At 40.8% G+C, this 15185-nt stretch carries 15 protein-coding genes; 13 read left to right on the top strand and 2 right to left on the bottom strand.

Annotated features, from left to right (window positions below; genetic code table 11):
* Nucleotides 1–39 precede the first annotated feature (39 nt).
* Nucleotides 40–741 (top strand): energy-coupling factor ABC transporter permease, encoded by a 702-nt coding sequence (locus tag L2740_RS14675; protein ID WP_248950883.1) that lies wholly within the window; start codon nt 40–42, stop codon nt 739–741.
* A 40-nt stretch (nt 742–781) separates the two neighbouring features.
* On the opposite strand, the gene L2740_RS14670 is transcribed toward L2740_RS14675, so the two are convergent.
* Entirely contained in the window at nt 782–1207 is a 426-nt protein-coding gene (locus L2740_RS14670; RefSeq protein ID WP_248950882.1) for a GFA family protein, read from the bottom strand.
* 141 nt (nt 1208–1348) lie between these two features.
* On the opposite strand from L2740_RS14670, the gene L2740_RS14665 reads away from it, so the two are divergent.
* Both L2740_RS14665 and L2740_RS14660 read left to right on the top strand, forming a co-directional pair.
* Entirely contained in the window at nt 1349–1636 is a 288-nt protein-coding gene (locus L2740_RS14665) for a hypothetical protein (protein WP_248950881.1), read from the top strand.
* Nucleotides 1637–1999: 363 nt separating this feature from the next.
* Nucleotides 2000–3259 (top strand): dicarboxylate/amino acid:cation symporter, encoded by a 1260-nt coding sequence (locus L2740_RS14660; RefSeq protein WP_338056259.1) that lies wholly within the window; start codon nt 2000–2002, stop codon nt 3257–3259.
* Nucleotides 3260–3601: 342 nt separating this feature from the next.
* Here L2740_RS14660 and L2740_RS14655 read toward each other — a convergent pair whose 3' ends face one another.
* Complete coding sequence (locus tag L2740_RS14655) at nt 3602–3787, bottom strand: hypothetical protein (RefSeq protein WP_248950880.1); 186 nt, start codon at nt 3785–3787, stop codon at nt 3602–3604.
* Nucleotides 3788–3921: 134 nt separating this feature from the next.
* Between L2740_RS14655 and L2740_RS14650 the strand changes: the two genes are divergently transcribed.
* The 10 genes from L2740_RS14650 (at nt 3922) to L2740_RS14605 (ending at nt 15157) form a co-directional block, all read left to right on the top strand.
* On the top strand, nt 3922–5283 hold the full coding sequence (locus tag L2740_RS14650) for a Na(+)-translocating NADH-quinone reductase subunit A (protein ID WP_248950879.1): 1362 nt from the start codon (nt 3922–3924) through the stop codon (nt 5281–5283).
* Nucleotides 5283–6497 carry an NADH:ubiquinone reductase (Na(+)-transporting) subunit B gene (locus L2740_RS14645; protein WP_248950878.1) on the top strand — a complete coding sequence of 405 codons (1215 nt, stop codon included), beginning with the start codon at nt 5283–5285 and terminating at the stop codon, nt 6495–6497. Before L2740_RS14650 ends, L2740_RS14645 begins: the two co-directional genes overlap by 1 nt.
* Complete coding sequence (locus L2740_RS14640) at nt 6487–7263, top strand: Na(+)-translocating NADH-quinone reductase subunit C (RefSeq protein ID WP_248950877.1); 777 nt, start codon at nt 6487–6489, stop codon at nt 7261–7263. Before L2740_RS14645 ends, L2740_RS14640 begins: the two co-directional genes overlap by 11 nt.
* A gap of 3 nt (nt 7264–7266) precedes the next feature.
* Nucleotides 7267–7890 carry an NADH:ubiquinone reductase (Na(+)-transporting) subunit D gene (locus L2740_RS14635; protein WP_248471298.1) on the top strand — a complete coding sequence of 208 codons (624 nt, stop codon included), beginning with the start codon at nt 7267–7269 and terminating at the stop codon, nt 7888–7890.
* An 8-nt stretch (nt 7891–7898) separates the two neighbouring features.
* Entirely contained in the window at nt 7899–8507 is a 609-nt protein-coding gene (gene nqrE / locus L2740_RS14630) for an NADH:ubiquinone reductase (Na(+)-transporting) subunit E (RefSeq protein WP_248950876.1), read from the top strand.
* 54 nt (nt 8508–8561) lie between these two features.
* Nucleotides 8562–9779 (top strand): NADH:ubiquinone reductase (Na(+)-transporting) subunit F, encoded by a 1218-nt coding sequence (nqrF, locus tag L2740_RS14625; RefSeq protein WP_248950875.1) that lies wholly within the window; start codon nt 8562–8564, stop codon nt 9777–9779.
* Between the two features lie 676 nt (nt 9780–10455).
* Entirely contained in the window at nt 10456–11211 is a 756-nt protein-coding gene (locus L2740_RS14620) for a putative porin (RefSeq protein ID WP_248950874.1), read from the top strand.
* 587 nt (nt 11212–11798) lie between these two features.
* Complete coding sequence (locus L2740_RS14615) at nt 11799–12293, top strand: hypothetical protein (protein ID WP_248950873.1); 495 nt, start codon at nt 11799–11801, stop codon at nt 12291–12293.
* A gap of 445 nt (nt 12294–12738) precedes the next feature.
* On the top strand, nt 12739–13038 hold the full coding sequence (locus L2740_RS14610; RefSeq protein ID WP_248950872.1) for a hypothetical protein: 300 nt from the start codon (nt 12739–12741) through the stop codon (nt 13036–13038).
* Between the two features lie 313 nt (nt 13039–13351).
* Nucleotides 13352–15157, top strand: coding sequence for an aryl-sulfate sulfotransferase (locus tag L2740_RS14605; RefSeq protein ID WP_248950871.1), 1806 nt, complete (start codon nt 13352–13354; stop codon nt 15155–15157).
* Nucleotides 15158–15185: the final 28 nt, after the last annotated feature.

The raw sequence follows: 15185 nt of genomic DNA, 5'->3' as shown, positions 1-15185 counted from the left end.
GAACTAAGTTAGCAGTGTGATTACAGGATTTTACAGTTAATGGATGAAAGTGTTATTGGGTTCTGGCAAGGGGTATTTAGCGGTATTGACTGGACATTTTTCCCGAGTGATATAGCAGTATTTATTGTGCTTATACTGTGGCTATGGGGACTTTGGCCTGCGGTTGAAGTGCGTCAGTTGATACAAGACCCTGCTAAACAGACACAAATCTTAATCGCTACGATTGTCTTAACTGGCCTGTGGCTGCTTAATGCCAATGTAACAGCTGGGATCCACGTGCATTTTCTGGGGCTAATCGTATTAATGTTGATGTATGGTTGGCGCCTCGCGAGCTTGATTGCTTTGCTTCCAACACTATTTTTTGCCGTTTTCGTATTTAAGCATCCTGCAGACTTCGCTATTTATGCATTGCTGGGAGTATGCTTACCTATATTTGGTTGCTTTATCTTGTATAGTCAAATGTTTAAGTATCTTCCACGCCATTTGTTTATCTATATATTTTGCGGCGCTTTTCTAAACGGTTTTTTGTCTATTCTTTTACACGTATTGGCATGGTCGGTGTGGCTATTGTTGACGACTGATTACAGTTGGCAGTTTTTGAGCCATAATTACTTGGTCATTATTCCTTTACTCGGCTTTCCTGAAGCGTTACTCAATGGTATGGCTATCACCCTATTAGTCGTCTATCGGCCGGAGTGGCTTTATGACTATTCGGATAGAACCTATCTCTGGAAAAAGTAGTTATTGGTTAAACGCGATTGTTATATAAGGCATAGTCATATCATTTGCGGTGGCCAGAGTATTTAGGTTGCTCGTCGGTAATGGTTAGCCAGCTCAATTTACTCCCTGTATGGATATGATATTTGGGACTAACTGAGTTTGGCTCATCAAGGGTGCTGATACTTAGGGTAAGGTACTCTGGATAGCGTAGATCTCGAAAACTTAACTGGCTGCCACAATGGTCGCAAAAGCCTCGTCTAACATGCTCTGAAGAAGCGAATTCTTTTGGTGGCGGAGTTATCCACTCAGTTTGGCTACACTTAGAGTCCATCCAAGCACCGACCACCGAGCCAGTACTTTTTTGACATTGACGGCAATGGCAATAGTCGGCGTCAAAAGGTTCACCTGAGATCTGGTATTGCACCTTGCCGCATAAGCAACTACCGCTGAGTTTAGTTGAACGTATTGCGGTCACTCGTTCAGACATAATGTATTTCTCCGTATCAAATCGCGTTAATCATTGTGAATGGTCGCTAGCTCTTTTAGCAACTAAATATGTTAAGGTTATTTTGTGAGCGTGGTGCTCAACAATATTGAATGGATAGTTATTGTTGGCTTGGAGGCCATTATGTTTGAAACCACAGAAGTTTTATTGTTGCTGTTGTTTATTGTTGTTTTCTATCTCTATAACGAGCTTCGTTTAACCCGTCAGCGTTTTTTCAATATAGATCGCAAACTAGATTGTTTATTAGAGGAAAAGGGGATTCTTTTCGATAAACAAACCTATGTTCCTAAAGATGTGCTAGTGGCATTCAATTTAGGTCACAAATTAAAAGCTATTCGCTTATATCGTCAGCATACAGGAGCGAGCTTGAAGCAAGCCCATGAGTTAATAAATAGTCTCGAGTCAAACTAATAATTCACAGAATTAATGGATTTAATTAATTTGTTAGCACTATCTACTGTAAATTGTCATTTTATGGCGTTTAAGTCGTGTGTTTTATCGGCGCGGTTGTTGTTTTTATGCTTCAGGGTTAACTGTGTGTTGCTTGCGCGACCCGTTTAATTAACACAATATTTTTTATATTGAGTTATTCATTTTTTTAAGGTTATATTTTTAAGGATTATTCAAAGTAAGTGGGATATTTCTTACTAATTGATGTGTTTAGAGATAACCTTTTAGTGAATCACATTTTTTGTGAACTGGGCATGTTACTTTGGCATGAAATAATCAAAAGGGCATTTATGCCTTTTATAAAATGTCTGTGATGGAGCTAGGGTGTTGAACAAGAAGAGTAAGTTTTATAAAAATATCGGGTTCCAAGTGGTTGTGGCCATGGTTATTGGTGCCATTGTCGGTATGCTAATGGGAGAAGATGCTTCAATCTTCGCTCCGCTAGGTACGTTTTTCATTCATTTAATTAAAATGCTGGTGATCCCGTTAGTTGCGGTTTCTATTATTGCCGGTGCTGCGAGCCTAGGTGCGGGGCCGTCTGCGGGTAAAGTCGGTATTAGTACAATCGCTTTCTTTATGGTGACATCGGCATTGGCCGTGACGTTAGCCTTGGTAATGGGTGAGTTTTTCCAGCCTGGCGTTGGTATGGATTTCTCACAACATACTGTTGGTCTAGCAGCGGTAACTGCTGAGCAGGGCGCGCTACCTGGTGTGGCTGATACCATTATTGGCATGATCCCAACTAACGTGTTTGAAGCGCTTACTGGCGGTAATATTTTACAGATCTTAGTATTCTGTATCTTCTTTGGTATTGCGCTAACTAAAGTTAATCAAGAAGCGGCTAAGCCGATTACTTCTGCATTAAACACAATCGTTGAAGCCTTCATTTGGATGATTAACGTCGTAATGCTAATCGCACCGATAGGTGTATTTGGTTTGATGGCTGACTCTGTTGGTACCTTTGGCTTCCAGTCATTGACTGTTGTACTAAACCTATTTGTAGTTTATGTGGCTGCAATTCTGATTTATGGCTTTATCTTCTTCCCACTGATGGTGAAGTTCTTCTCAAACGTTCCGGTTGGCAAGTTCTTATCGGCAATGAAGAAGCCACAAGCTTTAGCTATGTCTACCGCTTCTTCAATGGCAGCACTTCCTGTAAACATTGAAGTATGTGAAAAAGAATTAGGTGTATCTAAGTCAACAGCTGCATTCGTATTGCCATTAGGCGCAACGATTAACATGAGCGGTAACGCGATCTACTACGGTCTAGTAGCAGTATTTTTTGCGCAAATGTTCAATGTAGAATTAGGCCTGGCAGCTTATTTGGCGATTATCTTCACTTCAACATTAGGTGCGATTGGCCAAGCTGGTGTTCCAGGTCCTTCTTTCCTTGTGATTGCAGTATTAGTGGCGGCGGGCATTCCAATCGAAGGTTTACCACTGTTGTTTGCTCTTGACCGTGTGTTTGACATGATCAGAACAACGCTAAACATTACTGGTGATGCGGTTTGTGCTGTTGTGATTGATAAATTCAACCCTGAAACTAAAGCTGTTGAAGTTGAACAAGTTAAAGCGACCAGCTAACTAACAACTGATGTTTTATCGCTAAAAGCCCTCATTTGAGGGCTTTTTTGTATCTGCTGTATTTTAAAACCTAACCTATTGTGAGTAGTTAATTCTACCAGTTAAAAACTAGGCTCCTAACTAATGACCTTGGCTCGTTAGGGATTAATTCGCAGGTTTATTTATTATTGTTTTTGCCATGTTGCAGCATGATGTTTCGTCATTTTTAGATCAAATTTTTCAGTGTTTCATTCTGCTTTACGACTCGGTCATGTCATTCCTTAGTGCTCCATGTTGTGGTTCACACTTTTGTTGGTTTTTTCTAATTTGCGCAAGCATACAAAATGCTGCTTTTGTTGTTATTTAGGTTTTTAGTGTTCTTATTTGTGGTGGAATTTGCTTTGTTTGCTCTAATTGTTGCTTTGTGTGGTGTCTTTTGGTGGTGCGATGTGTTTTTAGTTGTTGTTTTTCAGTGGCTTGTGACGTGGTGTTTTTTGTACTAAAACTACATAAGTCTTTATTTTGGCGATATATTTGAATCTCAATCACAAAAAAATCCCAGCTAACGGTATTTTTTGTAGCTAACTTACAAGTTTGGCAAGAAAATGTGACCTCCAACTTGGAATATTAGTTAACAAGGAATTACTATTAAGCATCCAAACTTTTAACGGTTGATTTTAGTGATGGCAGGTTACTCAAACCAAGTTATAACAATCAAAAAGGGCTTAAATATCCCTATAGCCGGCGAACCTAAGCAAGTGATTGAAGATACCAAGTCTTCGACTCATGTTGCATTGCTAGGGGAGGAATACATCGGCTTAAAACCAACAATGTTGGTAGAAGTGGGCGACACGGTTCAAAAAGGCCAAGCGCTGTTCGAAGACAAGAAAACCCCAGGGGTTATCTATACCGCTCCAGCAAGCGGTAAGATTGTTGCGATAAATCGTGGCGAGCGCAGACTTTTCCAATCAATCATTATCGAGTGCAATAACGACGCACCGAAAACCTTTGCGTCAAGCAAAGCGTTTAACGAGCTAAGTCGTGAAGATATTCAAGCCAAACTGGTTGAAAGTGGCCTTTGGACTGCATTACGTACACGTCCTTTCTCTAAAGTTCCGCAACTAGATTCATCACCTGCTGGCATCTTTGTAAGCGCAATGGATACCAATCCGTTGGCTGCTGAGCCACGATTGATTATTGCTGAGCAAAGCGAAGCTTTCGCGGCGGGTCTGCAGGTATTAAGTCAGTTAACCGATGGCAAAGTACATTTATGTCAAGACTCAGGTGAGTCTTTACCTGGGCATGATCTTGCTAAAGTGAGTAATCATTTCTTTGCTGGTGTTCACCCTGCAGGCATCGTTGGCACGCATATTCATTTTGTTTTACCTGCCAGCCTTGAGCGCCCTGTGTGGCACCTTGGCTACCAAGATGTTATTGCGTACGGCAAGCTATTTTTAACGGGTGAGCTATATACAGATCGTGTAGTTGCTTTAGCTGGACCGGATGTGATTAATCCACGCTTAATTCGCGTACAAGCTGGTGCAAAGTTATCTGAAATTGTAGCGGGTGAAATTAAAGAGGGTAACTCTCGCGTAGTATCTGGTTCGGTATTATCAGGCCATACAGCAAGCGGGGCACATGACTTTTTAGGTCGCTTTAATAACCAAATTTCCGTACTGCAAGAAGATGCTAAACACCAAGTATTACCTTGGGTGCGTGGCGGCTCACAAAAGTTCTCAATTACACGTGCAGTAACTTCACGTTTAAAAGGTGCCAAGCAGCTGTTTAATTTCACTACTCATACCGGTGGTTCGGCTCGCGCTATGATGGCCTATGGTCAGTTAGATCGGATTATGCCGTTGGATATCTTACCGACATTATTAGTACGAGATCTAGTGGTACGTGATACCGATGAAGCGCAGCTACTTGGTGCATTAGAGCTAGATGAAGAAGATTTAGCGCTGTGTACCTTTGTTTGCCCTGGCAAGTACGACTTTGGTAAAGAGCTACGTGCTTGTTTAGAGATTATTGAGAGGGAAGGGTAATGAGTCAGCAAGATAAAAAGCCTGATATCCAAGAAGATTATTATGCGCCAGGTAGCTCAGTAAAAGGCTATTTGAGCTCATTACTGATTGCTCGCGGTCGCAGCACGCAAGGTAAAGTGCATATCCGTGATGCCATTGATGTTAAGCGCACCATGACTATTGTTGGCCTATGTTTATTGCCAGCTATTTTGTTTGGTATGTACAACATTGGCTTACAAGCGCAAATTGCTCTGGCTTCAGGTTTAGCTACCGCTGATGTTTGGCAGCTAGCCATTTTTAACTTTGTTTTTGGTGGCCTTAGTGAGCAAACCGGTATTGCTGGTTTATTTGCGTATGGCTTGAGCTTTTACGCACCTATCTACCTAACAGCGCTATCTGTGTGCCTGTTTTGGGAAATGGTATTTGCTAAAGTGCGCGGCCAAGAGCTGCATGAAGGCTTCTTTGTTACTGCTTTATTGTTCACCTTAATTTTACCTGTTTCAACGCCATTATGGCTGGTGGCTATGGGTATTACTTTTGGCGTGATCATGGCAAAAGAAGTCTTTGGTGGCATGGGCTACAACTTCTTAAATCCAGCATTAGCCGGCTTAGCTTTTATCTATTTTGCTTATCCGTCACAAGTGACTGCTGTAAGTCAGTTAGTTGCGGTTGATGGTTTTTCTGGCGCAACCACATTAATGCAAACTGCGGCAGGCAAAATGAGTTTTGCTGATTACGCTTGGTATAACGCGTTTAGTGATCCTAATTGGTGGAATGCTTTCTTTGGTTTTACCGTTGGTGCGATTGGTGAAACCAGCACGCTTGCCTTGTTGCTTGGTGGTGGCTTCTTAATCCTGACTCGTTTAGCTGATTGGCGTATTGTTGCTGGCGTATTGTGTGGCATGATCATTACAGCGACTGTGTTCAATGTTATTGGCTCTAGCAAAAACGATATGTTTGCAATGCCTTGGACATGGCACTTAGTCACCGGTGGTTTTGCTATAGGTATGATGTTTATGGCAACCGACCCGGTAACCACTTCATATACCCGTAAAGGCAAAGTGGCTTACGGCTTGTTGATTGGCTTTATGACCGTACTTATCCGTGTTGTTAACCCGAAAATGCCAGAAGGCATCATGCTGGCGATTTTATTTGCCAACCTATGGGCACCAATTTTCGATTACCTAGTGGCGAAAGCAAACATCAAGCGGAGATTAAAACGCCATGGCAATTAAGAAAGATTCTTTTGTGGGCACAATGATTTTCACTGTGACCCTATGCTTACTGTGTTCATTTATGATCACAGGTACTGCCGAAGTACTAAAAGAGCGCAAGCTAGTTAAAAAGCGCGATGAGTTAATGCGTAATGTGTTAATTGCTGCTGATGTTGATTTAAGTGGTCAAGACTTTAGAGCGTTATTCAAAAAAGACGTTAAGCCATTATTGGTGTCACTCGATAGCGGTGATGTTGATACCAGCGCTGAAAACGTGATGGATTTTGATCCGCGAATGGCGTCAATTAATCCTGAAACCTCAATCAAGCTTGAGAAAAAGCAAGATAAAGCCAAGATCAAAACCCGTGCTAATCAAGTACGCGTGTTTAAAGTCTTTAACGACAACGGTGAGCTAACCAGCGTAGTGTTACCGATTTATGGTAAAGGCTTATGGTCAATGGTTTACGGCTTTGTGGCGCTAAAACCTGACTTGAATACTATTGAAAATGTTGTGTTTTATGAACACGGAGAAACTCCTGGTATTGGTGATTTCCTCAATGATACCGAGTGGACAGATCAATGGCATAACAAGCAGATCTTTGACGAGAAAGGCAAAGTGTCGTTCAAAGTAGTTAAAGGCGGTGCTAAAGATGGTGACATTCACGGGATCGATGCTGTGAGTGGTGCGACAATGACTGGACGCGGCGTACAGCGCTCAATTCAGTTCTGGTTTGGTAGCGACGGTTTCGAAGCTTTCTTCAAAAAATTAAAAGCGTCGGAGGTATAACGGATGAGTACTCAATCTATTTCGACTCGTGAAATGCTGACAGGGCCAATTTTTGCTAATAACCCTGTGGCTATGCAGGTGTTGGGTGTTTGTTCGGCGTTAGCGGTTAGTAATTCAATGCAAACTGCATTAGTTATGACCCTTGCGGTGACTTTCGTACTGGTATTTTCCAACCTGATTATCTCAAGCATACGTTCACTTATTCCAAATAGCGTACGTATTATCGCGCAAATGACAGTGATTGCATCATTAGTGATTGTGGTTGATATGGTGCTACAAGACGTTGCTTATGAGCTTTCGCGTCAGCTATCAGTATTCGTTGGTTTGATCATCACTAACTGTATCATCATGGGCCGCGCTGAAGCATTTGCCATGAAAAATCCACCGCACTTAGCGGTTGTTGATGCGGTAGGTAATGCCATGGGCTATGGCGTGATCTTGCTGGGTGTAGCGTTTGTTCGTGAATTACTCGGTAGTGGCACATTGTTTGGTCATGAGATTTTACAAACAGTTGAGAATGGCGGTTGGTACCTAGCGAACGAAATGTTCAAGTTACCACCAAGTGCTTTCTTCTTAATTGGCCTAATGATCTGGTCAATTAACGTCATTCAACGTAAGCGAGGCTAAGGGCTGATATGGAACATTATATTAATCTGTTTATACAAGCCGCGTTTATCGACAACATGGCGTTATCGTTCTTTATGGGCATGTGTACCTTCTTGGCGGTATCAAAAAAGGTATCAACCTCTTTTGGTCTTGGTATTGCTGTTATCGTGGTGATGACGCTAGCAGTGCCGCTTAACCAATTGATTTACTCTAATATCCTCGCACCAGGCGCGCTTGCGTGGGCAGGTTACCCTGCGTTGGATTTAAGCTATCTGCAGCTAATTACCTTTATTGGTGTGATTGCAGCATTAGTACAGATCTTGGAAATGTTTTTAGATAAATACATTCCTGCACTGTATGACTCATTGGGTATTTTCTTACCGCTACTAACCGTTAACTGTGCGATTTTTGCGGGGGTTATTTTTATGGCTAACCGTGATTACAACCTTGCAGAGTCAACCGTATTTGCTATGGGCTCGGGCTTTGGCTGGGCAATGGCGATTGTGATGTTAGCGGGCCTGCGTGAGCGCATGAAATTCCACGCTATTCCTGAAGGCTTGCAAGGCATTGGTATTGTGTTTATTACCACTGGTTTGATGGCATTGGGCTTTATGGCTTTCTCCGGTATTTCTATTTAAGGCTATTTAGTTTTTTAACCTTAATGAAAACGAATTAAACAAAAGGTAGATTCGATGGAAATGGCAATTGGTATCGGTATGTTCACGTTTGTTGTGAGTATATTGGTTATGGTGATTTTATTCGCCAAGAGCAAACTGGTGTCAACCGGTGACGTTAATATCCGCATTAACGATGACCCAGAAAAAAGTATCTCAACCCAAGCGGGTGACAAGCTTTTAGGCGCGTTAGCAGGTAAAAATATCTTTATTCCATCAGCCTGTGGTGGCGGTGGTACATGTGGTCAATGTCGCGTAAAAGTGAAATCTGGCGGCGGTGAGATTTTGCCAACAGAACGTGACCATATTAATAAGAAAGAAGCCAAAGAGGGCTGCCGTTTAGCGTGTCAGGTTTCGGTGAAAACCGATATGGAACTTGAAGTTGAAGAAGAGATCTTCGGCGTTAAAAAGTGGCAATGTGAGGTTATTTCTAACAATAACCAAGCGACTTTTATTAAAGAGCTTCTACTTAAACTGCCTGAGGGTGAAGACGTACTGTTTAAAGCCGGTGGCTATATTCAAATTGAAGCACCAGCTCATGAAGTGAAGTATGCGGATTTTGATATCCCTGCAGAATATCGTGATGATTGGGAAAAGTACGATCTATTCAAACTGGTTTCGAAAGTTGACGAAGACGTGCTACGTGCATATTCAATGGCTAACTATCCTGATGAGAAAGGCCGCATTATGCTGAACGTGCGTATTGCTACGCCGCCAAGCGACAATATTGCTCCAGGTAAGATGTCATCGTATATCTTCAATTTAAAAGCGGGTGATAAAGTCACGATCTCTGGACCATTTGGTGAGTTCTTTGTAAAAGAAACTGACGCTGAAATGGTGTTTATTGGTGGTGGTGCGGGTATGGCGCCAATGCGTTCACATATCTTCAATCAGCTAAAAGGTGTTAAAACCAAGCGTAAGATGAGCTTCTGGTACGGCGCGCGTTCGACTCGCGAAGTATTCTATCAAGAGGATTTTGATACGCTAGCGGCTGAAAATGATAACTTTGTTTGGCATGTGGCATTGTCTGATCCGTTACCAGAAGATAACTGGGATGGTTACACAGGCTTTATCCATAACGTACTTTATGAGAACTACCTTAAAAATCATAAAGCGCCAGAAGATTGTGAGTTCTATATGTGTGGACCTCCAATTATGAATTCATCGGTTATCGCGATGCTAGAAAGCTTAGGTGTTGAGCCAGAGAATATTCTGTTAGATGACTTTGGTGACTAATCTTTATTAGCTAAGAGTGACTTGAGCAGGGTCAAGAAAATGTGGCCCTATATCAACGCTGAACTCATCGGTTATCGTGATGCTAGAAGTCTCGGATTTGAGCCCGAGAACACCTTATTGGATAATTTTGGTAACGAGTTACTTTTAATCCTGAAGTTAAGAACGCAGCCTATCGGCTGCGTTTTTTATTTTAAGCACTTACGGGTTAATTTATTTGCATAGGTTTCCGTGGTTGGCCTTTAGGTAATAAGTTTAGTTCGAAATAATGTTCGGTAATGCAATAGAGCTTGCCCGTCTATTAGGGGTTTTAAGTCATTTCTTAAAACCTTGTAGCAAGCTAGAGGCGATTTTATCGCTAAGCCTCTTATAGCAAATTGATTTTTTATCTAAAGATTCAATTACAGGCTTAACATATAGATTGTTAATAAATTGATCGGTACTGGTTTTTAGTGTGTTAAAATGGTGCGGTACTTGTTGGTTTTGATGATTTTTTGGTGATTTACTGTTTCATTTTTTATCTGTTTAGATTATTGTTTGCCGCGCTAGGAGAGCAGCAGTGTTTATCGCTATTAATCACTGAATTATATCAAGGACGGCTAAGTTTTAACTTACGCTTATCATTATATCTGCACATCTTTATCTCTTAGCATTACTTACAATATAAGGGAATAAATTGATGAGAAAATCGACTACTGCAATCGCTATTTTGTTAGGCCTTTCAAGTGCGAGTGCTGTCGCAGTTCAAGATAATAATTATCAACATGAAGCAAGCTTAAGCTATGCAACTAACTCAGAAGAAGTCAGTGATGGTTTGTGGAACGCAAATTACCGCTATTACTTTAAAAGCGTTGAGCAAGGAAAAACCCCTTATGCGCTTAATGGGTTTTTAGCACAAGAATCAAATGTGGGGGCAAGTTACCAAAACTTCGATCCAACAGATAGCAACAGCTATGGTGTTGATGGCGCATTTGTATTCGATTCAAATTGGTTCGTTGGAGCAAACTATCGAAAGGTTGATGTTGGGTTTTATGACTTCAACACTTATGGTGCTGAGGTAGGCTATTACTTCAACGACACTTCTTCAGTATCTGCATTTTATCAAGATGGTGATGATAATTTTGTGGAAACCTATGGTTTAAAGCTTCGTAGCTATTTAGCATTGCAATCTACAGCGGGTATTGATCTTAATGCTCAATGGGCACATAACGACTTTGATGACGTGTTCAGTGTTGGCGCTGATTGGTATATCACTAATGCATGGTCTGTTGGAGCAGGTTACGTCAATAGCGATAATGATGACGCATTTGATGTGCGTACAGCTTACTGGCTGCGCATTACCGATGGCATTTCAGCTAATTTTAATGTGTCTAAAGTCTTGAACTCTGACTACGATGGTGTGGGCTTAGGTATAGGTGTTGTTGGCCGTTTCTAAATATTTTTGATAAATAGTTGGCTATGACGAAAGCACAGTCAGCAGATTGTGCTTTGTTCATTTCATCTGCGACTTATTAGGGTTTGCTAAAGTTAATGAGATATTTAGGTTAATTTACGCTGGTTGTTTCAATTATCGAATTTAGATTTTGCCGTTATGATAGTTCAGGATTTGTACATCTGTATCATTTTGTGACTGCATGTTTTATAGTGCGCAAATCGAGCGTGGTTGCTAAGTTTTTAAATCTTAAATTAATGGCCTCGAAATGTCAGTGACATAATCATTTAGTATTAGATAAAAGATAATTGAATAGTTCGTAATGTTGAAAGTGTTAGAATAGTATCGGTTATATCGTGCTTTTATATCAAGTTGCAACGATATAAAAAGGAATGTTATAGAATGGAATTCTTATTTGTCCTATGTAAGTTTTGAATTGAGTCTTCCGTTATCAGAACTCAAAGTTTTTTATTGTATTCAATATTCAAGTTTGGGTGTTTTCCTTAAATTTATTCCTATTGTATTTTAGATTTATCTAAACCTATTGGGTTTGATAATAATTTTTCAAATATATGTTATTGGGATCTTTAATGAGAATATTTACTCTAATTTTAGTTTTATTTTCTTTCCATAGTTCTGCTGCTCTATTTGGGGTGGATTGGGGAGAGAATATTGATAAATATGGTGAACTAACAAAAAGGGATGAGTACTATAAAGTTGTGACTAATAGTCTTCCTGATCACCTACTTATTGCTAAACAGTATGAGCTGGTTCAGCAACCGGATAGCGGCTTGGTCAAAATATCGATGACTAGCTTTGAATACTCTGCGTTTGGCGATAGCTTTCAGCATGACTATGTTGAATTGCAAGATCTATTAATCAATGATGGTTATCAAACAAAAGAGTTTAGAGAAAGTGAACTATCAACCTATCAATGTATATTTCAAGGTGAATGTGTTGGTATGCTTTGGGTCGGCGTAAATCATAATGATAGTGTTGTAACGCTGGAACAAAGAATGAATGGTCGTGAACGTTCATTTATTCGTTTGGAGGTTAAGGCCAACAATTTCGCATCTAATAAATAGTGGGTGAAAACCGGTTGGGTAAACGCAGTATTCGCCACGAACAAGTGTTTTAAGTTAGCTAATAAGTACTAGCAGAGTTATACCCCACATATTAATCATTATTACATTGTTTGTTAGATGTCTCGTAAATATTGAGGTTAGGCTTTGCTATTAATTTACTGGTGTCAATGATATTGATAATTGAATTTAGCGATATTATCTATAGGCCTTATTAAAGTACTGCTTTTTACATGGGGATATCCCCCTTTGATATATGTGGTTATCTATATTTTTTTTGAATATATTTAAAAATTACTGTGCATTGCTGTTTATATAGGCAGGCTAGTAAATCCGATATTATAGAGCTTTATACTACTATACCTATTACTTGCATAACGTCTTAAAAATTGGCTAGTGACGCACTTTGAGTTAATATACGGATACTGAATTATTCGAGATAAATTGTGTGGCGGAACTTTATATTGTAGGTCTAGTCGCTGTGGTGCTAGCTATGGGATATTTGTCTATTTATCCTAAAATTGCAGGTAACAATGTTAATAAAATTTCGCTTTGCGATATTGCGTGTTCAATGTTTGTGTTTGCTTTGGTAGCAAGTAAATTCTGGGGAACCGGCTATGTGTTTAACGCGATACTGTTTAGCACTAACTGGTTTTGGTTTACGCTATTTATTTACGTATTAATAGAGATCCCATTAGCGATTTGGTATGTCAAAAAGCATGGAGTGCAGTTTGACAGCAAGCTCTAGATTACAGTGGGTTGATCTTGGATAATTCGTGGTCCAGTCTAATCCTTGACTTAAGTTTTCTATGTTCTGATTGGTGAGTAGTCTCATACTTATAGATGTCCGCAATAGACTTAAACTCATCAGGATTGCCATCATGCAGACCACTGACCAGCATGAAGATATAAAGTTGCAACAAGTAGGCATAAAATCGATAAAGCGTGATCTGCTAATCAAAGTCAAAATATACTCACTATTATGTTAATTCTCTGACATTTTTTATCGACTTTGCGGATTATAATCCGCAACAGTTTCCGTACTGTTGAGTTAATTTTCAATGTCTAAACCAGCTTTACTTCTTTCGGCGTTAGCCTTGTCTTTAAGTTTATGCTCAGCGCAAACATTCGCAGCTATTGAGGGCATGAAGCCTAAGGCTGTAGAAGGCGCACCTCTTGGTTATATCATTCATAACCCTTATGAAAATGCCCCACTAACTGCATTAGTGACACTTGCAGGCCATACAATTTCAGCTGTTGAAGTTACTGTGCATGCAAATGATAAAGACGGTGTTAGCCTAACTTATCAAGTTGATGATATGCGCGTGATGGATGAGGGCGGGGTGCCGATCTTTGGTCTTTATCCGGCCTTTATGAATACCTTTACCGTTAAGTGGACTGAAAACGGTGAGCAAAAGTCTCATGACTATAAAATGTTAACACCCGATGTTGATATGGGCTTTTCTGAAAGTCAGTGGGCTAAAGCACCGATAGTTGAAGTCGAACATGTTGATGCAGATTTTAAAGATAGACTGTATTTTGTTAACTGGACCAATGCTGACGGTAAAGCTGCGCCTCTGATGCACAATAACCCTGATGCACCCGGCGCATTTTCTTGGGATGGTAAGCCTGGCTTTTTTATTATCGATACCGCTGGCGATATTCGTTGGTACATGAATCCGTATACCACTCATGACGCTAAAACCTATGATAATGCAGGTTATGCAATGGGCATGAACGTCACGAAAGACGGCAACATGGTGTGGGTACAGGGTCAAGGCTGGAAGAAAATGTCGATCATGGGGCGGATGATCTCTGAGCACAACTTGCCGGGTAACTTTATTGATGCATCCCATGAAGGCATTGAAGGCGCTAACGGCAACGTGTTTATTCGTGCAGCAGCCAAAGATTACCGCACTGCAGACGGACGCCTAGTTAATACTGTGCGCGACCAAATTGTAGAGGTGGATAATACAGGTAAGCTGGTGGATTACTGGGACTTAAATTCGATTTTGGACCCAATGCGCGATGCGGCGCTTCTGTCACTTGATGCTGGCGCAGTGTGCCTGAATATCAATCTTGATGATGCTGGTCATCAAACCACAGAAGAAGACCTCGCTAAAGCACCTTATGGCGATATTCATGGGGTTGCAGTTGGCCGTAACTGGGCGCACATTAACTCGATAGAATATGATCCAACAGATGACAGCATTATTATTAGCTCTCGTCACCAATCAGCAGTGATTAAGATTGGTCGTGATAAGCAAGTTAAGTGGATTTTGAGCGCTAGTAAGGGCTGGAGCGAAAAGTATCAAGATAAATTGCTTAAGCCTGTTACTAACGACGGCGAGCCAATCTGGTGTAATGAAAAAGGTAAATGTCAGGACGAGAGCTTTGACTTTAGTTGGACGTCACACACAGCATATCTAGTGCCAGAAAAGGGTACCTTAACTGTATTCGATAATGGTGATGGCCGTTTCTTAGGTCAACCAATGTTTGCTAATGAAAAGTACTCTCGCTCGGTTGAGTATAAAATCGATGAGCAAAACATGACGGTTAAGCAAGTTTGGGAATACGGTAAAGACGAGTTAGGTTATGAAGGCTACTCGCCAGTGACCTCTATCGTTAAATACCAAGCCGATAAAGACAGTATGATGAGTTACTTTGCCTCTGCTGGCCTATTTGGCTTAGGTGGCGGTTACGGCAACCTAAAAATGGATGACACCACAGGTAAGGTACAATCTATTTTGGTTGAGCACAGATACGGCGAAACTAAGCCTGCGGTTCGCATCAATATCGACAGCCATGATATGTTTGCCACGGGTTACCGTGCTCAGGTGATCCGAATCAATGAGATGCTAAAATAGTCTGCAACTAGGTTTTGTCTCTACCGAG

The organism is Shewanella pneumatophori, assembly GCF_023283895.1.
Taxonomy (GTDB): Bacteria; Pseudomonadota; Gammaproteobacteria; order Enterobacterales; family Shewanellaceae; genus Shewanella; species Shewanella pneumatophori.
The sequence above is the reverse complement of the archived record's forward strand: the minus strand, read 5'-3'. Positions and strand labels throughout refer to the sequence as shown.